Raw genomic sequence first — 23474 nt, 5'->3', positions numbered from 1 at the left:
TCTCAAACGCTATTTTAATTGATGCAGCATTTTCAAGCCCATCTCCACGACGAAGCCGGCACCTGCGCGCTGGGCGCCTCGCTGGCGCGCGCGCTCGCGCCCGGCCTGACCATCTACCTGCACGGCGACCTTGGCGCCGGCAAGACCGCCCTCACCCGCGCCCTGCTGCACGCGGCCGGCTACGAAGGCACGGTCAAGAGCCCCACCTACACGCTGTCCGAGCCATACCGCGTGCAATTGGACGGGCGCGCCGTGAACGTGATCCATTTCGACCTGTACCGCATGGGCAGCCCGGAGGAATTCCTCGACGCGGGCTTCCGCGAGGATTTCAACGGTGACAATATCTGCATCGTCGAATGGCCGGAAAAGGCCGACACCGTGCTGCCCCCGCCCGATCTGAACCTGTTCCTGTCCGTCGCCGGCGACGGCCGTGATGTAGAATTGCAGGCAACCACCGCCCTGGGTAACTCATGCCTCGAACGCCTCCATTTCGCGCCCAACCTGTGAGCGGCGCCGCTCCGCGGGTCATTCGGCGCACCATCCTGAAAGCCGGCGGCACGCTGCTGCTGTCCGTGCTCGCGCCGCTGCCGGCACGCGCCGCGCAAATCCTGGCCGTGCGCGTGTGGCCGGCCGACGACTACACGCGCGTGACGCTGGAGAACGATTCCAGCCTGAAGGCCACCCATTTCCTGGTCAAGGACCCGGACCGGCTGGTGGTCGACATCGAAGGCCTGGAACTCAGTCCCACCCTCAAGAGCCTGGTGGCCAAGATCCAGTCCAACGATCCCTACATCAAGCAGGTGCGCGTGGGCCAGAACCGGCCCAACGTGGTGCGGCTGGTGTTCGACCTGAAGGAGGAAGTGACGCCCCAGGTATTCACGCTGGCGCCCGTGGGCAATTACAAGCACCGCCTGATCTTCGACCTGTATCCCGTCAAGGCCGTCGACCCGATCGCCGCCATGATCGAAAAGGGTAACTGGTCAGACGACGCGGCCAAGGCACCGCAGGCCACGGCCGGAACCGAGACCGGGCGCGACAGCGCCGCACCGGGCACCGCGGGCACGCCATCGCCGAACGCGCCCGCCAGCGACCCGGACCTCGCGCAAACGCAGAAGGCCGACGGCAAGTTTGACAACCGCGCCGACAGCAAAGCCGTCATCAAGCCGGAAGACCGTTTCGAAGCGCGCAGCGAGGCCAAGGCCGGGCCAGGCCAGAAGATGGTGCGCATGCTGACCATCGCGCTCGATCCCGGCCACGGCGGCGAAGACCCCGGCGCGTCCGGCAGCAATGGCAGCCACGAAAAGGATATCGTGCTGGCCATCGCCAAGCGCCTCAAGGGCAAGATCGAGGAACACCCCAACATGCGCGTGATGCTCACGCGCGACGCCGACTACTTCGTGCCGCTGGGCACGCGGGTGGAAAAGGCGCGCAAGGTGCAGGCCGACCTGTTCGTTTCCATCCACGCCGACGCCTTCGTGGAACCGACGGCGCGCGGCTCGTCCGTGTTCGTGCTGTCGGAAAAAGGCGCCAGCTCCAGCGCCGCGCGCTGGCTGGCCAACAAGGAAAACCTGGCCGACACCATCGGCGGCGTCAACGTCAAGAACCACGACAGGCAACTGGCCAGCGTGCTGTTCGACCTGTCCACCACGGCCCAGATCAACGACAGCCTCAAGCTGGGCAAGGCCGTGCTGGGCGAGATCGGCGGCATCAACCGCCTGCACCGGGGCGCCGTCGAGCAGGCCGGCTTCGCCGTGCTGAAGGCGCCGGACATCCCGTCCATCCTGGTCGAGACGGCCTTCATCTCCAATCCGGAGGAGGAAGCCAAGCTGCTCGACGACGCCTACCAGGACCAGCTGGCCAGCGCCATCGTCAAGGGCATACGGCGCTACTTCGCCAAGAATCCGCCGCTGTCCAAGAACCGCCTGACCTGATTTCACACGCAAGGAAACAAGCAATGACAGTGGTAACGATGGTGAAGCACGGCCAATTGCCGGCCGTGCGCCTGAGCGCGCCGGACGGCGCGCAAGCGACGGTGGCGCTGTTCGGCGCCCACCTGCTGTCCTGGCAGACGGCCGATGGCAAGGAACACCTGTTCTGCAGCGCCCTGTCCGCGCTCGATGGCAGCAAGGCCATACGGGGCGGCGTGCCCGTCATCTTCCCCCAGTTTAATGCGCGCGGCGACGGCCAGCGCCACGGCTTCGCCCGCACCAGCACCTGGCGCCTGGACGGCAGCGGCAGCGAGGACGGGCAGGTCTGGGCCGAGTTCGTGCTGACGCAATCGGACCTGGCCGCGCCGGTGGCGCAAGCCTGGCCCCATGCGTTCGAACTGCGCCTGCGCTTCACGGTGGGCGGCCCGGCGCTGGACCTGCTCTGCACGGTGCGCAACACGGGCGCGCATGCGTTCCCGTTCGGCGTGGCCCTGCATACCTACTTCAACGTGGGACAGCTGGCGGCGGCCGCCATCGAAGGCTTGCAGCACTGCCGCTACACGGACCATCACCTGGCCACGCACGAGCAGCAGGAAGCGGTGCTGCGCTTCCCGGAAAAGACGGACCGCCTGTACCAGGCCCCGCCCGCGCTCACGCTGCACACGGCCGATGGCGCGCTACGCCTGGAGCAGCAGGGTTACCGCGAATGGGTGGTGTGGAATCCGGGCGCGGCCGACGCGGCGGCGCTGGCCGACCTGGCTGACGATGAATACCTGCGCTTTGTCTGCATCGAACCGGCCCGGGTGGACCAGCAGGTGCTGGCACCGGACGCGCAGTGGGTGGGCCGGCACCGGATCAGCTGCTGATGCAGCGCCAGCGGGGCAAAGCCGTCAGTTCGATTCCTTGACGATGCGGCCCGACGCGGGCTGCACGGGACGGGCGTTGAGCGGATACAGGCGGCTGAACAGCGCCATCTGCGCCGGCGAGGCCTGCACCGGCTCCTTCATCACCAGCCACAACACGCCTTCCGTGCACGGCGGCGTGGTCAGCGAACCCATGAACGTGTAGTAGTCGCGCCGGGCCGGGATCAGGTCCATCGGATCGAGCACGATCGAGGGCGACACCGTGTCGAATTTCTCCAGCGGCAGGTTGTTCCACACGGTCTGGATGGTCGGCTGCGGCTTGCCCCGTTCCAGCAAGAGCGCCAGCACGGCCAGGTGGCCTTCCGCGTCCTTGTGCACCAGGTGCACCACCATCTCATAGCCCTTGCCGTTGATGCGCTCCTCGGAAGGCCGGTGGAAATGGAACTGCATCAGCTCATACATGCGGTTGCCCACCGTGATGAAATTACCGCCGCTGACCATCACCTGCACCGTGTGGCCGTTGTCCGTCACGTTGAACGAAGATGGCTTGTAGTCGAAGGTGATCTGCTCCAGGTCCACCTTCATGCCGTCGCGGATATCGATCGGCGACTGGCGGTTGCCGGTACTGCACTTGGCCCATTCGGGATTGATGCGGCCCCAGTTGGCCGGGCCGCTCTCGCCCTCATACGACCAGTGGTTGCTGTAGACCTTGGGGGCGGCTGCCACGGCGGCGGCAGCGACGGCGGCCTTTTTGGCCTTGGCCTGCTGCGCCACGCGCGCGGCCTGGTTGGCGCGCATGATGGCAAGGCGGGCCGCGATCTTGGCCGACAGGTCGGCTTCGGCCTGCTCCTCGCGCTCGCGCTCGGACATGGCGCGCGCGCGCACGGGCGCGCCCGATTTGGCCGGCGCCGAGGCTGACGCTGATGCCGACGCTGACGCCGATGCTGCGCCCGCGCCCGATCCCCCACTGGCCGCGGCCGGCGAGTGCGGACGGATCGATTCGATCGGCTTGGGGACGGAATTCTTGGTCGATGGCGTGATGCCCGGATCGGCGGCGCTGGCTGTCGCGGCGACGATGCTGCAGGCTATCAGGGCGATCAGTGTACGCATGGGTTTCGAGGAAAATGAAAGTTACTATCCTGTATACGGATGCAGTACGGCAAAACTTGAGCCGCGCCGGCCATGCGCGAGAGAATTATTTGCGATACAACACGCCGCGGCACGGCCGCGGCGCGTTGCGCGTATCGTCAGCGGCCCAGCATGCGGCGCGACAGCTTCCACATGCCACCGAGCGCCATCGGCACCACGGCCACGCCCACGCCGAACAGCACGATCTCCGTCAAGTGTTCGCGCACGACGGTGATGTTGCCGAAGAAGTAGCCGGCCGTCGTCAACAGCAGCACCCACAGCGAGGCGCCCGTGATGTTGTAGAGCTGGAAGCGGGCGTGCGTCATGTCCGACACGCCGGCCACGAACGGGGCGAAGGTGCGCACCACTGGCACGAAGCGGGCCAGCACGATGGTCTTGCCGCCATGTTTTTCGAAGAACACGTGGGTGCGGCGCAGGGCCTGCTTGTTGATCCAGCGGTAATCATGGGTGAACACGCGATGGCCGATGGCCTCGCCTATCCAGTAATTGAGCGTGTTGCCCGTCACGGCCGCCGTGATCAGCAGCAGCATCAGCAACGCCAGATTCATCTCGCCCACCGCGCACAGGGCGCCGGCGATGAACAGCAAGGTGTCGCCAGGGAAGAAGAACAGCACCACCAGGCCCGTCTCGCAAAAGATGATGGCGAACAGCACGGCGTACACGAGGGTGCCGTATTGCTGTATCAACACTTCCAGCGTCTTGTCGACATGCAGCAGCATGCCGAAAAATTGCATCAAATCCATATTCGTCCCATAAAGGTTGCGCCGGAATCATACACCACCGGCTGCACTCCTGCCGCGATCGTGGACGGATATTTGTGTTTCCAATTTAATCATCTTTCCGATTACAATCGGCGCAGCGCGCGCCACCCGCCGCGCCACCACGCCACCACATCGCCACTATCCGAGGAGAGCCTGGATGCACACCCCATTTCCCATCACGGTCCGCCGCGCCGCCGCGCTGGCGCTGGCCCTGGCCACCGTGCCCGCGCTGGCGGCCAAGACCAAGGCCGACGCCGATGCCGGCCTGCCCGTCAAGCCCACCGTGGCCGACATCGTCAAGGCGTCCAGCCCGGCCGACTGGCGCCCGCTGGACCCGGACAATACGCTGTACATGGAATTGCCCGGCGGGCGCGTGGTGATCGAACTGGCGCCCGACTTCGCGCCGCAGAACGTGGCCAACATCAAGCTGCTGGCGCGCGAGCACTATTACGACGGCCAGTCCGTGGTGCGCTCGCAGGACAACTACGTGGCCCAGTGGGGCGATGCGGACGAGGCCCATCCCAAGCCGCTCAAGACGGCCAGGGACAAGGTGCCCGGTGAATTCACGGTGCCGATCAAGAACGTGCGCCACTTCACGGCCCTGCCCGAGCGCGACGGCTACGCGCCGCAGGTGGGCATCGCGCACGGCTTCCCGGCCGGGCGCGATCCCAAGGCCGGCCGCACCTGGCTGGCGCACTGCTACGGCATGGTGGGCGTGGGCCGCGACGTCGAGAACGACAGCGGCAACGGCACTTCGCTGTATGCCGTGACGGGCCACGCGCCGCGCCATCTGGACCGCAACATCACGGTGGTGGGGCGGGTCGTGTCGGGCATGGCGCTGCTGTCGACGCTGCCGCGCGGGCATGAAGCGATGGGATTTTATGGCGCCAATGAAGTCCATCCGCCCATCACCTCCGTGCGGCTGGCGGCCGACGTGCCCGAGGCCGAGCGCAGCCACCTGGAAGTGATGCGCACGGACACGGCCACCTACCAGGCCGCCGTGGAAGCCCAGCGCAACCGGGGCGGCCCGTGGAACAAATACGCGGCCGGCTACGTCGAGCTGTGCAACGTCCCCCTCCCCGTGCGCGAGCAAGCCAAATAGCCCCAAAAATCGGGGACGTACCCCTATTTTTCCAGGCAGAAAAATCGGGGTACGTCCCCGATTTTGGGGCACGGCAAGATCGGCCCGGACCGGCAGCCGGTATAATCGCGCCATGAACGCGCCCGACCCGACCCAACGCCCTCTCCGCCCCATCCAGGCCCTGCCGGACAAGCTGATTTCCCAGATCGCCGCCGGCGAGGTGGTGGAGCGGCCATCTGCCGTCGTCAAGGAATTGCTGGAGAACGCGCTCGACTCGGGCGCCACCCAGATCACGGTGCGGCTCGAGGAAGGCGGCGTGAAACGCATCGCCATCACCGACAACGGCCGCGGCATCCCGCCCGACCAGCTGCCGCTGGCCCTGGCCCGCCACGCCACCTCCAAGATCGCCACCCTCGACGACCTGGAAAACGTGGGCACGCTGGGCTTCCGGGGCGAGGCGCTCGCGTCGATCGCGTCCGTGGCCGCCATCACCGTCACCACCCGCACGGCGGACGCGCCCCATGCGTGGGAGATCGTCGGCTCGCACCTGGGCGCCGTGTCGCCCTCGTCGGGCGCCCACGGCACCACGGTGGACGTGAAGGACCTGTACTACAACACGCCGGCCCGGCGCAAATTCCTCAAGTCCGAGCAGACGGAATTCGGCCACTGCGCCGAGGTGGTGCGCCGTATCGCGCTGGCGCGGCCGGACGTGTCGTTCTCGCTCAGTCACAACGGCCGCACCATCGACCACTGGAACGTGACGGAGATGGCCAAACGCAGCGTCCACATCCTGGGCGAAGGCTTCGCCGAGGCGCGCCTGCCCATCGACGAGACGGCCGGCCCGTTGCGCCTGCACGGCTACGCCGGCCTGCCCACGGCCTCCAAGGCGCGCGCCGACGGCCAGTTCTTCTACGTCAACGGGCGCTTCGTGCGCGACAAGCTGCTGGTGCACGCCGTCAAGGCGGCCTACGCCGACGTGCTGCACGGCGACCGTTTCCCGTCCTACGTGCTGGCCCTGGAGATCGACCCGGCGCTGGTGGACGTGAACGTCCATCCGTCCAAGATCGAAGTGCGCTTCCGCGACAGCCGCGCCGTGCACCAGTTCGTGTTCCACGCCGTGCAGCGGGCGCTGGCCCAGACCTCGGCCACGGCACACGGCAGCGTGCCATCGCCGCTGCCGGCGGCCGAATCGCTGAACGCAGGCGACAACTGGCGCGGCCAGGTGCAGCAGGCGTCGTTTGGCCCATTGCTGGCGCCCGGCTACACGCCCACGTTCTCGCCGTCGCCGTACGGCCCGGCGCGCCAGGCCGGCGCCGGCGTGGCGCAAAGCACGGAGCGCTACGGCGCCCTGTTCAGCGGCGAACAAGGGGCGGGCGCCGGTGGCGACACGTCAGCCGGCGGGGCGTTCCCGGCCAGCACGGGCGCCTGGGCTGCGGCGGCCGGTTCGGCCGGTTCGGCCACCTCGGCCGCCTCCGCGGCGATGATCGCGTCCGCCGCGCCTTACGTGGCCTCGCCGGCGGCCATGGCGCAGGAAGAATTCCCGCTCGGCTTCGCGCTGGCCCAGCTGCACGGCATCTACATCCTGGCCCAGAACAGCAAGGGCCTGGTGCTGGTGGACATGCACGCGGCCCATGAACGCATCCTGTACGAGCAGCTCAAGAACGCGCTCGACGACCAGGTGGCCGGCCAGCAGATGCAGGTGCAGCCGCTCTTGATCCCCGTCACCTTCTACGCCGAGGAGGTGGAAGTGGGCACGGCCCAGGAACACCAGGAAACGCTGCAGGCGCTGGGCTTCGACATCGCGGCCCTGTCGCCGACCACGCTGGCCGTGCGTTCGGTGCCGGTACTGCTCAAGAACGCCGACGCTCAGACGCTGGCGCGCGACGTGCTGCGCGACGTGCGCGAATTCGGCGGCTCGCGCGTGCTGATCGAGCGCCGCAACGAGCTGCTGGGCACCCTGGCCTGCCACACGGCCGTACGCGCCAACCGCATCCTGTCGACCCAGGAAATGAACGCGCTGCTGCGCCAGATGGAAAGCACCGAGCGTGCCGACCAGTGCAACCATGGCCGCCCGACCTGGGTGCAGGTGGAAATCGGCGCGCTCGACAAGTTGTTCCTGCGCGGCCAATAAGCGCGTCCATCCCGCGCCTACAAGTACAAGACCTCATGACCCATCACGAATCACGCCCGCTGGCCGTCGCCATCATGGGCCCCACCGCCTCCGGCAAGACGGCCGCCGCGCTGGCCATCGCCGAGCGCATCGACTGTGAAATCATCTCCGTCGATTCGGCGCTGGTGTACCGGGGCATGGACATCGGCACGGCCAAGCCCACGCGCGCCGAGCAGGCCGCCGTGCCGCACCACCTGATCGACATCATCGACCCGCTGGACGCCTACTCCGTGGCCCAGTTCCGCGACGCGACGCTGCGCCTGGTGGCCGACATCACGGCGCGCGGCAAGCTGCCGCTGCTGGTGGGCGGCACCATGTTGTACTTCAAGGGCCTGACCGATGGCCTGGACGACCTGCCCGGCGCCGATCCCGCCCTGCGCGCGGAACTGGAGGACGAGGCGGCCCGCCATGGCTGGCCCGCCCTGCACGCGCGCCTGCACACGCTGGACCCGGCCACGGCCGCGCGGCTGGCGCCCAACGACGCCCAGCGCATCCAGCGCGCGCTGGAGATCTGCACGCTGGCCGGCCGTCCCATGTCTGAACTGCTGGCCCAGCGCGAGAAGACGGAACTGCCGTTCGAGCTGCTATCGTTCGCGCTCGAACCATCCGACCGCGCCGTGCTGCACGAGCGCATCGCGCGCCGCTTCGACCTGATGCTCAAGGAAGGCGAGGATGGCAGCCTGCTGACGGAAGTGGAGCTGCTGCGCCGCCGCGGCGACCTGCATCCCGGCCTGCCCTCGATGCGCTGCGTGGGCTACCGCCAGGCGTGGGAATACCTGGATGGCTATATCGACTTCGCCACCTTGCGCGAGACGGGCATCGTGGCCACGCGCCAGCTGGCCAAGCGCCAGCTGACCTGGCTGCGCGCCATGCCGCAGCGGGTGGTGCTGGACTGCCTGGCGCCCAACCCGGCCGCCGCCATGCTGGCCCAGATCGAAGCCCGGCGCGGCTGAGCGCTGTCCGCAAACTTCGTAACAATGTGACAATCCGCGCCCCGCGCGGCCAAGAAAAACACGGAATTTTTTGGGGCCAGTCTTGACAGGCTGGCGCCCAGCCTTGATAATGCTGGGCGTTGTCGGTGATATAGCTCAGTTGGTTAGAGCACAGCATTCATAATGCTGGGGTCGATGGTTCAAGTCCATCTATCACCACCAAGATTTCTTAAAAGATGGTCTGATCGTGATCAGGCCATTTTTGTTTCGGTGATATAGCTCAGTTGGTTAGAGCACAGCATTCATAATGCTGGGGTCGATGGTTCAAGTCCATCTATCACCACCAGAATTCTGCAAAGGCCGTCAGTCATGGAAACGTGATTGACGGCCTTTTTGCATTGCCCCGCTTACTTGGCCGGGGCCTTGCGGTACTTGGCCACCAGCGCCACGAAACGGGGATCGTCGCGCAAGGGGTCCAGGTCATTGTCCATGTCGAGCTGGTCGAAGTAGCTGAAGCCGGCCGCGAAACTGGCTTCCAGTTCGCGCAGCGCGTCGTCCTTGCGGTGCTGCTTCACGCGCAGGATGGCCGTGTTGTAGGCCACCAGCGGCTGCTGGGGCGCGTGGGCGCGGGCCGCCTGCAGATCCTTCTCGGCTTCGTCAAGGTTGCCCTGTTCGATGTGGCCGATGGCCAGGTTCATCAACTCGTTGACGGTCTTACTGCCGGTCAGAACCGGGCCCGCCTCCGGTGGCGGCGCCGGATGGCTAGCCGCGTCATCAGCCGTTTCCTGCGCGGCCGGGCGGAACTTGGCGTAGTACAGCCCCGCGCCCGCCACCAGCACCAGCACGGCGACGGCCGCCGCGGCCATGGGCCGGACCGTGCCCGCTTGGCGCATGGGCACCGGCTCGCGCGCCAGTTCGCGCACGCCAGAAATAGAACCCGTCTGTTTCACCATCGTTGTCCACCTTTCCAGTTTTTCCTTATCTTCACAGGTGGACGGTCCGGCGTCAATCCTTAGGTGTTGCCATCGCCTGCAGGGCTTCCTGGGCGGCCCGGAACGCGTCCACCGCCAGCGGCGCGCCGCAGTAGACGGCCGCGTGCAGCAGCACTTCCTGGATTTCCTTGATGGTGGCGCCGTTGTTGATGGCGCCGCGCACGTGGCCCTTGATCTCGTGCGCGCGGCCCAGCGCCGTCAGCATCGACAGCGTCAGCAGGCTGCGGGTTTTCAAATCCAGGCCATCGCGGCACCACACCGTGCCCCACGCGTTGCGGGTGATGAATTCCTGTAGCGGCTGGGTGAAGGTGTCGGCATTGGCGAACGCGCGCTCGACGAAATCGTCGCCCATCACCTGCTTGCGCATTTGCAGGCCGTCGTTGAATTGCTGGTCCATGTCACTACTCCTTGGATTTGTTGTCGGGGTTAATTCGCGGGCCGCAAACCGCAAGGCTACTTCCGGCCCGACCAATAGCCGGGGCGACGCCTTTGATGTGCGATCGCCAGTACCCGCAGTTCATGCTGGGCCACTTGATAAATGACACTGTAGGGAAATCTGCGAAAAAAATATCGGCGCTGGTTGCCGCGAAATACGGCACCCAGCTGCGGAGAAGATGATACGAGCTTGGCGACCCGCTCAAATTCGTCCACAAATGCGCGCGCCAGATCCACATTCACCTGTGCCGCGTAGTAAGCGGCGGCGTCCTGCAGCTCAGCGAGCGCCGCAGGAACGATGACCAACTTCACTTCAGTCCAGCGCGCACCGACGCCAGGGCGTCATGCAGTGGGATGGCTTGTGCCGCACCACTTTCCAGCGCGGCGATGCGGCGTTCCACCTCGGCCGCCAGCGCATCATCTTCGGCAGTATCCTGCTCCAGGCTGGCGGCCAGCAATTGCATGAAAGCCTCCCGCTCGTCCTGAGTGAGCTTCAACGCCTGGGCCGCCAGGATGTCAAACTGCGATTGCATGGCCCTCTCCCTGTTCAAGCCCTGACTGTACCGCCAATTGCGGGGACCAGCAAGCGCCCGCTCCGCTATTGTGCCACCCAGCCGCCATCCATGTTCCACGCCACGCCTCGCACCTGACTGGCCGCGTCGCCGCAGAAGAACACGGCCAGCGTGCCCAGTTGTTCGGGCGTGACGAACTGGCCCGATGGCTGCTTTTGCGCCAGCAGCGCCGCGCTGGCCTCGTCGCCGCTGATGCCGCGCTGGGCCGCCAGCGCGTCCACCTGATGCTGCACCAGCGGCGTGAGCACCCAGCCGGGGCAGATGGCGTTGCAGGTGATGCCCGTCTGCGCCAGTTCCAGCGCCACCGCCTTGGTCAGGCCCACCACACCGTGCTTGGCCGCCACGTAGGCCGACTTCTGGGCCGAGCCCACCAGCCCGTGCACCGAGGCCACGTTGATGATGCGGCCCCAGTTGTGGCGCTTCATCGACGGCAGCGCCAGGCGCGTGGTGTGGAAGGCGGAACTGAGGTTGATGGCGATGATGGCGTCCCATTTCTCGACCGGGAACGCGTCCACGTCGGCCACGTGCTGGATGCCGGCGTTGTTGACGACGATGTCGATGCGGCCAAAGCGCGCCAGCACGGCCGCCATCATCGCTTCGATGTCGGCCGCGCGCGCCATGTCGGCCGGCTGGTATGCGGCCTGCACGCCGTAGCGTTGTTCGATACCGGCGCGCAGCGCTTCGATCTGGCCCGCGTCGCCGAAGCCGTTGAGCACGACGTGCGCGCCGCTGGCGGCCAGCGCCTGCGCGATGCCCAGGCCGATGCCGGAGGTGGAGCCCGTGACGAGGGCGACTTTGTCTTTGAGCATAGTAGTGGTCATGTCAGTAGATCCCGGTGAGCAGGAAGGCGGCGATCACGACGAACACGGCGGCCGTCTTGATCAGGGTGATGGCGAATATGTCGCGATAGGACACGCGGTGCGTCAGGCCGGTGACGGCCAGCAGCGTGATCACTGCACCGTTGTGCGGCAAGGTGTCCATGCCGCCGCTGGCCATGGAGGCCACGCGGTGCAGCACTTCCATCGGAATGTGGGCGGCCTGCGCGGCCTGGATAAAGCTGTCGGCCATGGCGGCCAGCGCGATGCTCATGCCACCCGACGCGGAACCGGTGATGCCGGCCAGCGCGGTGACGGTGACGGCTTCGTTGAGCAGCGGATTGGGCACGCTCTTGAGCGCGTCCGACACGACGAGGAAGCCGGGCAGCGCGGCGATCACGCCACCGAAGCCGTATTCCGACGCCGTGTTCATGGACGCCAGCAGCGCGCCGCTGATGGCCGCGCGCGAGCCGTCGGCCAGGTGCGCGATCACGCGCCGCCAGGCGAAAGCCAGCACCACCAGGATACCGGCCAGCAGCGCCCCTTCGACGGCCCAGATGGCGACCAGCTTGCTCACGTCCACCACCAGCGGATGGCCCGGCAGGTTGGCCGTGAAGCTGGCGCCGAACACCTTGGGAATGGCCAGCGTGAACACTTTATTGAGCACGCCCACCAGCACCAGCGGCAGCAGCGCCAGCAAGGGATGGGGCAAGCGGTCCAGCGCCACGGTGGCCGGTTCGTTGTGGTGGCCCGTGCCATAGCCTTCGCCGGCGGCGGCGGCCTGGCGGCGGCGCCACGACAGGTAGCTGAGGCCCACGATCAGGATGAATACGGAACCGATCACGCCCAGCCACGGCGCGGCCCAGGTGTCGGTCTTGAAGAAGGTGGTGGGGATGATGTTCTGGATCTGCGGGCTGCCCGGCAGCGAATCCATGGTGAAGGTGAACGCGCCGAGGGCGATGGTGCCGGGAATCAGGCGCTTGGGGATATCGCTCTGGCGGAACATCTCGGCCGCGAACGGGTAGACGGCGAACACCACCACGAACAGCGACACGCCGCCATAGGTGAGGATGGCGCACACCATGACGATGGACAGCATGGCGCGCTCGCGTCCCAGCACGCGGATCACGGCCGACACGATGGCTTGCGAATAGCCCGACAATTCAATCAGCTTGCCGAACACGGCGCCCAGCATGAACACGGGGAAGTACAGCTTGACGAAGCCGACCATTTTTTCCATGAAGATGCCGCTGAACATGGGCAGCACGTAGGACGGGTCCGTAAACAGTACGGCCAGCAAGGCGCACACGGGGGCGAACAGGATGACGCTGTAGCCGCGATAGGCGACCAGCATCAGCAGGGCCAGGGCGGCCAGGACGATGATGAAACTCAAGGGTAGTCTCCAGTACAGGTGGTTCGTAGGTCGGGTCATGCCGCCGACGGCTCTGCTGGCCGCTGCGGTCGGGCATGCGTGCTGCGGACAATTGCAATGATCGTGCCACGTGCGCCAAGTGCTTGTTTCAAAAGTGAAATTTATCGCGATGGCAAGAAAAGGCGGGGGCGCGGAGGGCACGGGTAGGGCTTTTGTCTCGTTGCCGAGACAAAACCGAGGTCCGGGACGGCGGCAGGGGCCTTGTGCGCCGCACCAATGCGACAGTCTCGCCAACGAGACACCCGTCTTGTCCGCGAGACTCAGCCCGTCCGTCGTGCGGCCAGGCGGCAAAGAGTCGCACCATGGAGCCGCAGGCTCCGTGTGGATTCCATTCGATTTCCCCTTCTGGAATCTTCTGCATCCTTCTCTTTCGATCGGCAAATGCGAAACAGGCCCAAACCGAAAAAAGCAGAAGCAAATAGAAGCGAAAATAGAAGCTTCCCCACATGGTCCCTGAGCGCCCGACAGGGACGGTCTCCCGCGCCGCCCATCGCGCGAGACTCAGTCCAGGCCAGGCTGGCTACGCACGCCGGGACAGCGCCGCCACCCGCTTGTACATGGCCGCGCGCGACAGACCCAGCAACCTGGCGGCGGCCGGCACGTTGCCGTTGGCGGCGGCCAGCGCGTTCTCGACGATGGCGCGGTCGAACGCCGCCAGCGCCTCGGCGTACGGGCGCACGGCGGGCGACGCAGGCGATGTGGCCCCCGCGCCATCGTGGCCGGCCATGGCGCGCTCCCCGGCGGCCAAGTCGGCGTTCACTTCCGCCGGCAACATGGCGGCGAAATCGTCCACGTCGAGCCGCGCCCGGTCGCTCAGGATGCAGGCCCGCTCCAGCACGTTGCGCAGCTCGCGCACATTGCCCGGCCACGGGTAGCGCGCCAGCAGGGCGCAGGCGGCCGGCGTGACGGCACGACGCCGCGTGCCGTTGCGCTCGAAAATCTGCTGCAGCAGCGCGTCGCACAGGGACGCCAGGTCGGCCAGCCGCGCGCGCAGCGGCGGCAGCTGGATCGGCAACACGTTGAGGCGGTAGTACAGGTCGGAGCGGAAGCGGCCCTGCGCCACCAGCGCCGGCAGGTCCACGCTGGTGGCGGCGATCACGCGCACGTCGATCTTGAGCACCTTGTTCGAGCCTAGCAGCTCGATCTCCTGCTCCTGCAGCACGCGCAGCAGCTTGCCCTGCACCGGCAGCGGCATGTCGCCGATCTCGTCGAGGAACAGGGTGCCGCCATCGGCCAGCTTGAACTTGCCCTCGCGCGCCTTCTTGTCCGCGCCCGTGTAGGCGCCCGGCGCCACGCCGAAAAATTCCGCCTCCAGCAGTGACTCCGGCACAGCCGCCATGTTCACGCCGATGAACGGCGCGCCGGCGCGGGCCGACATGGCGTGGATGGCATTGGCCAGGATTTCCTTGCCGGTGCCCGTCTCGCCCAGCAGCAGCACGCTCACGTCCTGCTGCGCGGCGCGCCTGGCCTGGCGCTTGATCTCCACCGTGGCCGGCGCCTCGCCCACGAACTGGTCCAGCGTGTACTTGGCGCGGCGGTGCTCGGCCAGGCCGCGCCGGGCCGCGTCCAGCTCCTGCTGCAAGGTGGCGAATTTGGCCACCAGCGGCTTGAGGTGGGCCAGCCGCTCGTACAGCACGAAGCCGACGGCGCCCACCACCTCGCCGCCCGCGTCGCGCAGCGGCAGGCGCGTGACGACGAACGATTGCTGGCCGAATTCCATGATATCGAGCAGGATGGGCTGGGCCGTGCGGATCACTTCGCGCAGCAGGCTGTTGGGGATGACCTGCTCGATGTCGCGCCCCAGCACCTGCTGCGGATCGCGCAGGCCCAGCATGGACATGTACTTGTCATCGATCCAGCTGATGCGGCCCTGGCAATCGACGGCGATGGCGCCCTCGTACAGGCTGTCGAACTGGTCGAACAGGGCGCGCATGGCGTGCTGGCGCACGGCGGCGGACGTATCGGGCGTGTGGTGGACGGACTGGGTGGGCATGGGGGACGACAATCGTGCTAACTTGGTTCGAAGGCCAGGGGTTGGATTCCCCCTTGGCGCCAGGCGCGCGGGCTGCAGCCCGCTTCGGCCTTGAAGGCGTGGCTGAAATTGGCCACGTCGCTGTAGCCCAGGCGGTAGGCGATCTGCGACACCGGCTGCAGCGGGTCACGCAGCAGCGCACAGGCGCGCTGGTGGCGCACTTCCTTGGCCAGCATGCGCAACGAGGTGCCCTCCTGCTCCAGCGTGCGCGCCAGCGTGCGCGTGCTCACGTTGAGCAGGGTCGCGAAATCGGCGATGGTGGGCTGGTAGCCTTCGGCCGCCTCCAGCATCAGCCGTATCCAGCCGCTGCAATCGCCGGCGCGGCCGATGTCGGCCAGCAGGGTGTCCAGGTCAGGCACTTCCTGCATGGCGCCGGGCGCATCCTGCCAGCGCAGCGGCAGCTTGAGAGTGGCGTCCGGCAGCACCACCCGCGCCTGTGGCAGGCTGCCATCGCAAAAGTGGAAGCGGGCCGGCTTCAGTTCCCCGTAGCGCCGCACGTGCGCCGGCGCGGCGATTGACAGGTACACGTCGTACGGCGGCAAGCGCTCGCCCAGCGTGGCGCGCAGATAGGGATGGACGGAGACCACGTACACTTCCATCATCATCACCATGATGTCGGCGGCCATGGGCGCGGCGGGACGGTAGACCAGTTCACCGCGGTCGGCGTAACGCTGGAAGCTGATGGAGAAAATGGGCGACATCAGGCGGAAGTAGCGCATCACCACCTGGAATACCTGCTCCAGCGTGGTGCAGCGGCGCATCAGCGGCACCAGCGGGCCGTGGTCGTCCGGCCGCATGCCCAGGCCCAGGCCGAAGCCCAGGTCGGTGCGCCCGGTACGTTGCGCCAGGCCGGCCAGCATGCGCTCGAAGGCGGCCATGGTCACCCGGTTGCCCGGTTCGGCCAGCCTGGCCACGCTCAAGCCCTGCTCGGCCAGCTGGGTTTCCAGCCAGGCCCGTTCGGGCGCCTCGAGCAGAGGCAACAGCAGCGCCAGGTAGCGCGACGGCAGGATAGGTTCGTACAACGGCATGGCGGGAATGCGCGTGGCTGAAAATCACAAGTATAGACTGGATCGCCATGGCCATGGCGAAACGCCGCGCCAGCCCAAACGCGCCACCGCCGCAATCACCGTGGCGGCGTGGCAGGCAGGTTCCACTTGCGGTCGATGGCGCGCTTGACGCCGTTGGCCATGATGGTGGCGTAGCCGCTGTTAAATAGCGCGCGGGCTCGCTCGCCATCCGGATGGGTGACGGAAAAGCCCAGGAACGATCCCTGCGGCGCGGCCTGGAACGCGAACGCCACGCCCTCCACTTGCGCCTCGTACAGCAGCACCTGGTCGGTCTTGAGATCGTCCATCATGGCCAGCACCAGGTCCACCCGCCCGGCCGCCAGCTTCTTGAGGTTGACCGCTTCCGAACGGGCCGCCACCAGCCGCACCCCGCGCTGCTCGAGCCGCATCACCTCGGGCGGATATTCGTAGCCGTTGACGATGGCCACCCGCGTGCCGGGCGGCAGGTCGAGCAGTCCGCGCGCGTTCACGGGATGGGCCGTGTTCTGAAAAAACCGTGGATAGGCCATGAACAGAGGCACGTCGGCGAAGCGCACCTTGCCGTGCAGTTCGGGCGCGTCGGCCATGCTGAAGCAGCCGGCCACGGCGCCGGCCATCACATAGGTCTTGCAGCGCGCATAAGGCACCACGGTCAGCTTCACTTCCGCGTGCGCGGCGGCGTAGGCGGCCAGCACCACCTCGTTGGCGTACCCGGTGCCGTCGTTATTGGACCAGGGCGCGGCGGCGTCCTCCACCATCAGTTCGATGGGCGCGGCGACGCCTGCCAGGTGAGCCGACAACAGCAAGGGACAGGCTAGACGACTGACGATACGACAAACAAACCGGGACATGGCCGCCTTTTCACTTGGGCAAGTGCGCCGCCCGGGATACGCGGCGGTGCTACCACGACCGATTATAGCGTCGCTCCCGGCGCCAGACACAAGCAATTGCGGGGCCGCCGATCGGTGCGTATTCAAGTAAACAACGTTCTGGCGTGGATGGCCGGAAATCACAAGTTTTTCCCGTCCGGCGGCCACATAATCGTCTCATCCGACAACGAGGTAAGCATGGCCATTCCCGACCTGAGCAACAAACACGTGCTGGTGACCGGCGCCGCCACCGGCATCGGCCAGGCGACGGCGCTGGCGTTCGCCCACCAGGGCGCCAACCTGCTGCTGTCCGACATCAACGCCGCTGCCCTGGAACTGACGGCGCAGCAGGTGCGCGCGCTGGGCGTCCGCTGCCGCACCTTCATCGTGGACGTGACGGACGCCGGCGCCATGGCCCGTTTCGCGGCGGACGTGCACGCGGCGGTGGGACCGCTCGACGTCCTGGTCAACAACGCCGGCATCGCCTACCTGGGCCCGTTCGTGCACACCCCGCTCGACTGGTGGCACAAGGTGATGCAGGTGAACCTGATGGGCGTGGTGCACGGCTGCCACTTCTTCCTGCCGGCCATGCTGGGCGCGCCGGGCCCGCGCCACGTGGTCAACGTGGCCTCGGCCGCCGCGCTGGCGCCGGCCTGCAACATGAGCGCCTACGCCGCCTCCAAGCACGCCGTGCTGGGACTGTCGGACAGCCTGGCGCTGGAACACGCGCAATCCCAGGTGGGCTTTTCCGTGATCTGCCCCGGCGTGATCAACACCCCCATCGCCGCCATGCAAGGCGGGAACGTGGCGCGCGTGATCAGCGCCGGCCAGGTCGAACGCCTGGGCCAGTATTACCGCGACAAGGGCGCTTCGCCGGACGTGGTGGCCCACGCCATCGTGGACGCCGTGCGGCGCGGCAAAGGCATGGCCCTGCCCGGTCCCTACGCGCGCCTGATCTACCACTTGCGCCGCCTCTCGCGCACGGCGCTGATGAAACTGATTTTGATCGATTCGAAAAAGATGGGCTGGCTGTAAAGCGTGCCACAATCGACGCAATCGACGCAATCGACGCAATCGCACCCGTCACCAGGAGGTTCCATGCACAACGCAGAACATTTCGTCCCGGCCCGGTATTTCGCCCAGCTCATCGACTACCTGGAGGCGCACGGCACGCCGTGCCGCGACGCCCTCAGCGCGGCCCAGATCCGCTCCCTGAACGACCTGCAGGCCAAGCTGACGCGCGGCCAGATCGACACCCTGCTGACGGAAGTGGCGCGCCTGACGGGACGGGGCGACCTCGGTTTCGAACTGGGGCGCCAGATCAAGCTCAATTCGCACGACGTGGTGGGCTATGGCCTGATGAGCTGCGCCACCATCGACCAGGCGCTGCACTTCGCGGCCCGCTACTACCGCCTGATGATGCCGCTGTTTACGCTGCGCTACCAGCGCCGCGAGCGCGTGGCCGAAGTGCTGTTCCAGCCCGTGACGGCGATGGCGAGCGGCACCGTCAGCTTCTACCTGGAGATGCTGGCCGTGTCGGCCCATATGCAGCTGATGGCGCTATCCCAGGGCCGCATGGGCCCCTACGACATCCACATGGCCATGCCCGAACCGGAGCACGTGCAGCGCTACCGCGGCTTGCTGCCGGCCCGCCTGCACTTCCACGAGGATGGCGTGCCCACCGTGCGCATCGTCATGCCCACCGACCTGCTGGATCAGCCGCTGCCCATGCACGACCAGCGCGCGTTCCGCCAGGCCGAGGCCCGCTGCAAGCAGATGATCCAGGAGTGCCGCGCGCCCGGCGAATACCGCAGCTGGATCGAAATGATGCTGCGCGAGGCGCATGACTGCCAGCCCACGCTGGACGAGATGGCGCGCCAGCTCAACGTCTCGGCCCGCACGCTGGACCGCTATCTGGAACAGGAAGGGGCCAGCTACCGCGAACTGGCCACGCGCACCCGCAACGAACGGGCCAAGCGCCTGCTGGGCTGCGGCAAGTACGCCGTGTCCGAGATCGCCTACCAGCTCGGCTACTCGGACGTGGCCAATTTCAGCCGCAGCTTCAAGCGCCTGAACGGCGTGCCACCCAGTGCCTACCGGCGCTGCGCCGCGCCAGAGGCGCTGCGCAGCTAGCGCCGCGCCGCCGCCCGCCGCGATCGGGCAATCCAGCGATCCGGGCCACTGACTATTCGACAGCAACATCCTTGGAGCTTACATGACAATTTCGCCGTCCCCGCTTGCCAACCGCACCTCGCTGTCACTGGGCTTGCTGGCCCTGGGCGGCCTGCTGCCGGCGCACGCCCAGCAGCCGGCCGCGCCCGCGCATGATGCGGCCGGTGCCAGCGCGCCCCGCCCCGCCACGGCGCGCCCAGGCCAGCCGCCCAACATCGTCGTCATCATGCTCGACGACGCCGGCTTCGCCCAGGCCGACACGGTGGGCGGCGAAATCCACACCCCCACCCTGAGCCGCATCGCCCGCACCGGCATCGAATACAACGCCTTCCACACCACGGCCATCAGCTCGGCCACCCGCGCCGCCCTGCTCACGGGCCGCAACCACCACCACGTGGGCAATGGCACCGTGACTGAGGCGGCCACCGACAGCGACGGCTACACGGGCATCATCCCGGCCAGCACGGCCACCCTGCCGCAGGTGCTGCACCAGCACCATTACGCCAGCGCCGCCTTCGGCAAATGGCACAACACCCCGGCCCACGAGGCGGGCGCGCAAGGGCCATTCAACCACTGGCCCACCGGCTATGGCTTCGACCACTTCTACGGCTTCCTGGGCGGCGAATCGGACCAGTACAGCCCCAGCCTGGTCAACGACACCACGCTGGTCGAGCCGCCGCACGATCCCAAGTACCACTTCACGGAAGACATCGCGCACAAGGCCATCGCGTGGATCGACCAGCAGCACGCCAGCCACCCGGAGCAGCCCTTCTTCCTGTACTGGACGCCGGGCGCCGTGCACGCGCCGCACCAGGTGTTCCAGGAATGGAGCGACAAGTACAAGGGCAAGTTTGACAGCGGCTGGGATGCCTACCGGGCCCGCGCCTTCGCGCGCCAGAAAGCGATCGGCTGGATTCCGGCCAACACGGCCGACACCCCGCGCCCGGCCGAAATGCCGGCCTGGGACAGCCTGAGCGCCGAGGAAAAGCGCTTCCAGGCCCGGCTGATGGAAGTATTCGCCGGCTACCTGGAGCACACGGATGCCCAGGCCGGCAAGATCGTCGATGAACTGGAACGCCTGGGCTTGCGCGAGAACACGCTGATCTTCTACATCTTCTCGGACAACGGCGCCTCGGCCGAAGGCATGCAAGGCTCGATCGCCTCGCTCACGGGCCTGAACGGCATCAACACCACGCCCCAGCAGCAGATCAAGGCACTGAACGACAACTACGGCGGCCTGGCCGCGCTGGGCGGCCCGAAGGTCGAAGGCCACTACCACGCGGCCTGGGCCAGCGAAAGCCCGTTCGTGGGCACCAAGCTGGTGGCCGGCTACCTGGGCGGCACGCGCACGCCCATGGCCGTCTCGTGGCCGGCCCGCATCAAGCCCGATGCGGCCGTGCGCAGCCAGTTCCTGCACGTAAACGACATCGCGCCCACCATCTACGACGTGGCCGGCATCACGCCGCCGGCCGAACTCAATGGCCAGAAACAGGAACCGCTGGACGGCGCCAGCCTGGCCGACACCTTCGACAACGCCAAGGCGCCCGAGCACAAGCGCCAGCAGTATTTCGAGATCATGGGCAGCCGCGGCGAATATTCAAACGGCTGGATGGCCTCGGCCATGGGGCCGCGCAAGCCGTGGGTGGCCGACCAGAGCGGCCTGGTGTCGCTGGCCGGCAAGCTGTCCATGGTGACGGGCACCAGCTGGCTGGGCGACCACTTCGGCTGGCTCAAATGGAAGCCGGAGGACGACCAGTGGGGCTTGTTCAACCTGAACGAGGACTACAGCCAGGCACACGACCTGGCGGCCCAGTATCCGGAAAAGCTGGCTGAACTCCAGCGCAAGTTCGACGAGGACGCCAAGGCCAACAAGGTCTACCCCATCGGCGCCAGCTTCGACATCATGGTCCGGCCCCGCAAGTACGACGAGCACGCCCAGTGGCACTACAACCAGGCCACGCCCCGCATTCCGGAACTGGCCGCGCCCAACATCAAGGCCCACAACAACCGCGTGACGGTGGACGTGGACTTGCCGGAGAACGCCAACGGCGTGCTGTACGCGCTGGGCGGCGCCGGCGGCGGCCTGTCGCTGTACATCAAGGAGGGGGTGCTGACCTATGAATACAACAGCTTCAACCTGGCGCGCACCAAGCTGCAAACCAAGGGCAAGCTGCCGGCCGGCCACGTCGTGATCACGGTCGATACGAAAATGACGTCGTGGCGCCGCGGCGGCCCGGCCGACCTGACGCTGTCGGTCAACGGCGCCGAAGTGGCCACCGGCACGGCGCCGTACACGGCCGCCATCACCTTCAGCGCCGTCGAGACGTTCGACGTGGGTACGGACCGCGGCTCGCCCGTGTCGCTCGACTACTTCGAGCAGGCACCGTTCACCTTCCACGGCGGCACCATCAACGACGTGCACATCGAGTACCGGCCATAAGCCGCGGGATGGGGGCCGGCGATCCCGGCCCGCCATCTCAACGGGGGATCATCCCTGCCAGCACATAGGCTTGCAGCGTGGTGATCACCCCCACCACCGTCGCGAACAGCAGGCTATGCTTGAGCGTGAAGCGGAACAGTTCCGACTCCTTGCCCACCAGGCCAGTGGCCGCGCAAGCCACGGCGATCGACTGCGGCGAAATCATCTTGCCCGTCACCCCGCCGGTCGTGTTGGCCGACACCAGCAGCGTGTCGGACACGCCGATCTGGTGCGCCGTCGTGTTCTGCAGGGAGCAGAACAGGGCGTTGGACGACGTATCCGAACCGGTCAGGAACACGCCCAGCCAGCCCAGGAACGGCGAGAAGAACGGGAACGCCGCGCCCGTGCCGGCCAGCACCAGGGCCAGCGTGGACGACATGCCCGAGTAATTGGCCACGAAGGCGAACGCCAGCACCAGGCCGATCGACAGGATGGGGCGGCGCAGTTCCAGCACCGTCTGGCCGAAGGCGGCGACGGCCGCGCGTGGCTTCATGCGCAGCAGCACGGCCGAGATGATGGCCGTCAGCAGGATGGCCGTACCGACGGCCGACAGCAGGTCCAGCTTGAACAGCGCTTCGTACGCCTTGGGCGCCGTCACGATCGGGGTGGTCTTGATCACCAGCTGGTCCAGGAACGGCACGTGGACCTTGATGATGGTGGACGCCAGCGCGCCCTTGGGGCCGAACATGGCCTTGAACTGCGGCAGGCTCCACACGGTCACGATGGCCGTCAGGATCAGGAACGGGGCCCAGGCGCGCACCGTCTGGCCCAGCGTGTAGGGCGACGCGGCGCGGGCATGCTGCTTGGCGCCGCCCGTGGCCACGCCACCGAAGCCGGTCATGGCGGCAGCGCCGCCGCCCACGCGCACGGTGGCCTTGGCGCTGGCTGGCTGCCACACCTTCAGGAACACGGTCAGCGAAATCAGGCACACCAGGGCCGAGGTGATATCGGGCAGTTCAGGGCCAATGAAGTTGGAGGTGAAGTACTGGGTGAAGGCGAAGCTGCCGCCCGTGACCAGCGCGGCCGGCCACACTTCGCGGATGCCGCGCACACCGTCCATCATGAACACCAGCCAGAACGGCACCAGCAGCGACAGCAGCGGCAGCTGGCGGCCGGCCATGGCGCCGATCAGCATCGGGTCGATGCCCGTCACCTGGCCGGCCACGATGATGGGAATGCCCATGGCGCCGAACGCCACCGGCGCCGTGTTGGCGATCAGGCACATGCCGGCCGCGTACAGCGGGTTGAAGCCCAGGCCCACCAGCAGCGCGGCCGTGATGGCCACCGGCGCGCCGAAGCCGGCCGCCCCTTCCAGGAAGGCGCCGAAGGCGAAGCCGATCAACAGCATCTGCAGCCGCTGGTCGTCCGTGATCGACAGCACGGAGGCGCGGATGATGTCGAGCTGGCCCGTCTTGTCGACGATCTTGTACAGGAACACGGCCGTGATGATGATCCACGCCACCGGCCACAGGCCGTAGGCGAAACCGAAGCCGGCGGCGGCCAGTGCCTGCTGCACCGGCATACCGTAGGCGAAAATGGCGACGACCAGCGCCAGCAACAGCGTGACGGCGGCCGCGATATGACCCTTGATGCGCAATACGGCCAGCGCGACAAAGAAGAAAATGATGGGGACCGCGGCGACCAGGGCCGACAGGCCCAAGCTGCCTAGCGGCGTGTAGATCTGATTCCAGGCTTGCATGGTGACTCCTCCAAGGTGGTACTCGTTAAAATCTTTTTATGGGTGCT

General features: G+C 67.0%; 21 protein-coding genes and 2 tRNA genes. 11 read left to right on the top strand and 12 right to left on the bottom strand.

Annotation, left to right across the window (positions count from 1 at the left end):
• The first annotated feature begins 21 nt into the window (after positions 1-21).
• From tsaE to H3H36_RS20365, 3 genes are read left to right on the top strand one after another with little or no spacing between them, the layout of a single operon-like run.
• Positions 22-507, top strand: coding sequence for a tRNA (adenosine(37)-N6)-threonylcarbamoyltransferase complex ATPase subunit type 1 TsaE (gene tsaE, locus H3H36_RS20375; protein WP_182219914.1), 486 nt, complete (start codon positions 22-24; stop codon positions 505-507).
• Positions 471-1931, top strand: coding sequence for an N-acetylmuramoyl-L-alanine amidase (locus H3H36_RS20370; protein WP_182219913.1), 1461 nt, complete (start codon positions 471-473; stop codon positions 1929-1931). Before tsaE ends, H3H36_RS20370 begins: the two co-directional genes overlap by 37 nt.
• A 23-nt stretch (positions 1932-1954) precedes the next feature.
• Positions 1955-2794 carry a D-hexose-6-phosphate mutarotase gene (locus H3H36_RS20365; RefSeq protein WP_182219912.1) on the top strand — a complete coding sequence of 280 codons (840 nt, stop codon included), beginning with the start codon at positions 1955-1957 and terminating at the stop codon, positions 2792-2794.
• A 24-nt stretch (positions 2795-2818) separates the two neighbouring features.
• Here H3H36_RS20365 and H3H36_RS20360 read toward each other — a convergent pair whose 3' ends face one another.
• On the bottom strand, positions 2819-3901 hold the full coding sequence (locus H3H36_RS20360) for a carbonic anhydrase (protein ID WP_182219911.1): 1083 nt from the start codon (positions 3899-3901) through the stop codon (positions 2819-2821).
• A gap of 137 nt (positions 3902-4038) precedes the next feature.
• A complete protein-coding gene (locus tag H3H36_RS20355; protein ID WP_182219910.1) occupies positions 4039-4683 on the bottom strand; it encodes a VTT domain-containing protein in 645 nt (214 codons plus the stop codon).
• Positions 4684-4858: 175 nt separating this feature from the next.
• On the opposite strand from H3H36_RS20355, the gene H3H36_RS20350 reads away from it, so the two are divergent.
• The 5 genes from H3H36_RS20350 (at position 4859) to H3H36_RS20330 (ending at position 9230) form a co-directional block, all read left to right on the top strand.
• Positions 4859-5803: a peptidylprolyl isomerase gene (locus H3H36_RS20350; protein ID WP_182219909.1), complete on the top strand. Its 945-nt coding sequence runs from the start codon at positions 4859-4861 to the stop codon at positions 5801-5803.
• Between the two features lie 112 nt (positions 5804-5915).
• Complete coding sequence (gene mutL, locus H3H36_RS20345) at positions 5916-7913, top strand: DNA mismatch repair endonuclease MutL (RefSeq protein ID WP_182219908.1); 1998 nt, start codon at positions 5916-5918, stop codon at positions 7911-7913.
• Positions 7914-7948: 35 nt separating this feature from the next.
• On the top strand, positions 7949-8905 hold the full coding sequence (miaA, locus tag H3H36_RS20340) for a tRNA (adenosine(37)-N6)-dimethylallyltransferase MiaA (protein WP_182219907.1): 957 nt from the start codon (positions 7949-7951) through the stop codon (positions 8903-8905).
• 124 nt (positions 8906-9029) lie between these two features.
• Positions 9030-9106: transfer RNA gene (locus H3H36_RS20335), tRNA-Met, on the top strand.
• 47 nt (positions 9107-9153) lie between these two features.
• Positions 9154-9230, top strand: a tRNA-Met gene (locus H3H36_RS20330).
• Between the two features lie 61 nt (positions 9231-9291).
• On the opposite strand, the gene H3H36_RS20325 is transcribed toward H3H36_RS20330, so the two are convergent.
• From H3H36_RS20325 to H3H36_RS20285, 9 genes are all read right to left on the bottom strand, one after another.
• Positions 9292-9837 carry a TPR end-of-group domain-containing protein gene (locus H3H36_RS20325; protein ID WP_182219906.1) on the bottom strand — a complete coding sequence of 182 codons (546 nt, stop codon included), beginning with the start codon at positions 9835-9837 and terminating at the stop codon, positions 9292-9294.
• Positions 9838-9889: 52 nt separating this feature from the next.
• Positions 9890-10273: a 4-carboxymuconolactone decarboxylase gene (gene pcaC / locus H3H36_RS20320; RefSeq protein WP_182219905.1), complete on the bottom strand. Its 384-nt coding sequence runs from the start codon at positions 10271-10273 to the stop codon at positions 9890-9892.
• 56 nt (positions 10274-10329) lie between these two features.
• Entirely contained in the window at positions 10330-10623 is a 294-nt protein-coding gene (locus tag H3H36_RS20315) for a type II toxin-antitoxin system RelE/ParE family toxin (protein WP_182219904.1), read from the bottom strand.
• Positions 10620-10844 carry an addiction module protein gene (locus H3H36_RS20310; RefSeq protein ID WP_182219903.1) on the bottom strand — a complete coding sequence of 75 codons (225 nt, stop codon included), beginning with the start codon at positions 10842-10844 and terminating at the stop codon, positions 10620-10622. The genes H3H36_RS20315 and H3H36_RS20310 overlap by 4 nt, the downstream gene beginning before the upstream one ends.
• Before the next feature lie 65 nt (positions 10845-10909).
• Positions 10910-11704, bottom strand: a complete 795-nt coding sequence (locus tag H3H36_RS20305; protein ID WP_311196665.1) for a 3-hydroxybutyrate dehydrogenase — start codon at positions 11702-11704, stop codon at positions 10910-10912.
• Between the two features lies 1 nt (position 11705).
• A complete protein-coding gene (locus tag H3H36_RS20300; RefSeq protein WP_182219936.1) occupies positions 11706-13091 on the bottom strand; it encodes a GntP family permease in 1386 nt (461 codons plus the stop codon).
• A 559-nt stretch (positions 13092-13650) separates the two neighbouring features.
• Entirely contained in the window at positions 13651-15123 is a 1473-nt protein-coding gene (locus H3H36_RS20295) for a sigma-54 interaction domain-containing protein (RefSeq protein WP_182219902.1), read from the bottom strand.
• Between the two features lie 17 nt (positions 15124-15140).
• Positions 15141-16190, bottom strand: a complete 1050-nt coding sequence (locus tag H3H36_RS20290) for a helix-turn-helix domain-containing protein (protein ID WP_182219901.1) — start codon at positions 16188-16190, stop codon at positions 15141-15143.
• A gap of 95 nt (positions 16191-16285) precedes the next feature.
• Positions 16286-17014, bottom strand: a complete 729-nt coding sequence (locus H3H36_RS20285; protein ID WP_182219900.1) for a substrate-binding periplasmic protein — start codon at positions 17012-17014, stop codon at positions 16286-16288.
• A 261-nt stretch (positions 17015-17275) separates the two neighbouring features.
• Between H3H36_RS20285 and H3H36_RS20280 the strand changes: the two genes are divergently transcribed.
• The 3 genes from H3H36_RS20280 to H3H36_RS20270 all read left to right on the top strand — a co-directional run bounded on the left by H3H36_RS20280 (position 17276) and on the right by H3H36_RS20270 (position 21689).
• Positions 17276-18112 (top strand): SDR family NAD(P)-dependent oxidoreductase, encoded by an 837-nt coding sequence (locus tag H3H36_RS20280; protein WP_182219899.1) that lies wholly within the window; start codon positions 17276-17278, stop codon positions 18110-18112.
• A gap of 63 nt (positions 18113-18175) precedes the next feature.
• Positions 18176-19210: a helix-turn-helix domain-containing protein gene (locus H3H36_RS20275; RefSeq protein WP_182219898.1), complete on the top strand. Its 1035-nt coding sequence runs from the start codon at positions 18176-18178 to the stop codon at positions 19208-19210.
• Positions 19211-19292: 82 nt separating this feature from the next.
• Entirely contained in the window at positions 19293-21689 is a 2397-nt protein-coding gene (locus H3H36_RS20270; RefSeq protein ID WP_182219897.1) for a sulfatase family protein, read from the top strand.
• Between the two features lie 37 nt (positions 21690-21726).
• On the opposite strand, the gene H3H36_RS20265 is transcribed toward H3H36_RS20270, so the two are convergent.
• Positions 21727-23427 carry a lactate permease LctP family transporter gene (locus H3H36_RS20265; RefSeq protein WP_182219896.1) on the bottom strand — a complete coding sequence of 567 codons (1701 nt, stop codon included), beginning with the start codon at positions 23425-23427 and terminating at the stop codon, positions 21727-21729.
• Positions 23428-23474 lie beyond the last annotated feature (47 nt).

It is taken from the genome of Rugamonas fusca, from assembly GCF_014042365.1.
Classification (GTDB): Bacteria; Pseudomonadota; Gammaproteobacteria; order Burkholderiales; family Burkholderiaceae_D; genus Rugamonas; species Rugamonas fusca.
The sequence above is the reverse complement of the archived record's forward strand: the minus strand, read 5'-3'. Positions and strand labels throughout refer to the sequence as shown.

Coding starts and splice junctions, on each gene's coding strand:
- H3H36_RS20305 (WP_311196665.1), bottom strand. CDS start 11,704: ATGACCACTACTATGCTCAAAGACAAAGTCGCCCTCGTCACGGGCTCC.
- H3H36_RS20280 (WP_182219899.1), top strand. CDS start 17,276: ATGGCCATTCCCGACCTGAGCAACAAACACGTGCTGGTGACCGGCGCC.
- H3H36_RS20275 (WP_182219898.1), top strand. CDS start 18,176: ATGCACAACGCAGAACATTTCGTCCCGGCCCGGTATTTCGCCCAGCTC.
- H3H36_RS20350 (WP_182219909.1), top strand. CDS start 4,859: ATGCACACCCCATTTCCCATCACGGTCCGCCGCGCCGCCGCGCTGGCG.
- tsaE (WP_182219914.1), top strand. CDS start 22: ATGCAGCATTTTCAAGCCCATCTCCACGACGAAGCCGGCACCTGCGCG.
- H3H36_RS20310 (WP_182219903.1), bottom strand. CDS start 10,844: ATGCAATCGCAGTTTGACATCCTGGCGGCCCAGGCGTTGAAGCTCACT.
- mutL (WP_182219908.1), top strand. CDS start 5,916: ATGAACGCGCCCGACCCGACCCAACGCCCTCTCCGCCCCATCCAGGCC.
- H3H36_RS20365 (WP_182219912.1), top strand. CDS start 1,955: ATGACAGTGGTAACGATGGTGAAGCACGGCCAATTGCCGGCCGTGCGC.
- H3H36_RS20270 (WP_182219897.1), top strand. CDS start 19,293: ATGACAATTTCGCCGTCCCCGCTTGCCAACCGCACCTCGCTGTCACTG.
- H3H36_RS20360 (WP_182219911.1), bottom strand. CDS start 3,901: ATGCGTACACTGATCGCCCTGATAGCCTGCAGCATCGTCGCCGCGACA.
- H3H36_RS20325 (WP_182219906.1), bottom strand. CDS start 9,837: ATGGTGAAACAGACGGGTTCTATTTCTGGCGTGCGCGAACTGGCGCGC.
- H3H36_RS20265 (WP_182219896.1), bottom strand. CDS start 23,427: ATGCAAGCCTGGAATCAGATCTACACGCCGCTAGGCAGCTTGGGCCTG.
- H3H36_RS20290 (WP_182219901.1), bottom strand. CDS start 16,190: ATGCCGTTGTACGAACCTATCCTGCCGTCGCGCTACCTGGCGCTGCTG.
- H3H36_RS20370 (WP_182219913.1), top strand. CDS start 471: ATGCCTCGAACGCCTCCATTTCGCGCCCAACCTGTGAGCGGCGCCGCT.
- H3H36_RS20355 (WP_182219910.1), bottom strand. CDS start 4,683: ATGGATTTGATGCAATTTTTCGGCATGCTGCTGCATGTCGACAAGACG.
- pcaC (WP_182219905.1), bottom strand. CDS start 10,273: ATGGACCAGCAATTCAACGACGGCCTGCAAATGCGCAAGCAGGTGATG.
- H3H36_RS20295 (WP_182219902.1), bottom strand. CDS start 15,123: ATGCCCACCCAGTCCGTCCACCACACGCCCGATACGTCCGCCGCCGTG.
- miaA (WP_182219907.1), top strand. CDS start 7,949: ATGACCCATCACGAATCACGCCCGCTGGCCGTCGCCATCATGGGCCCC.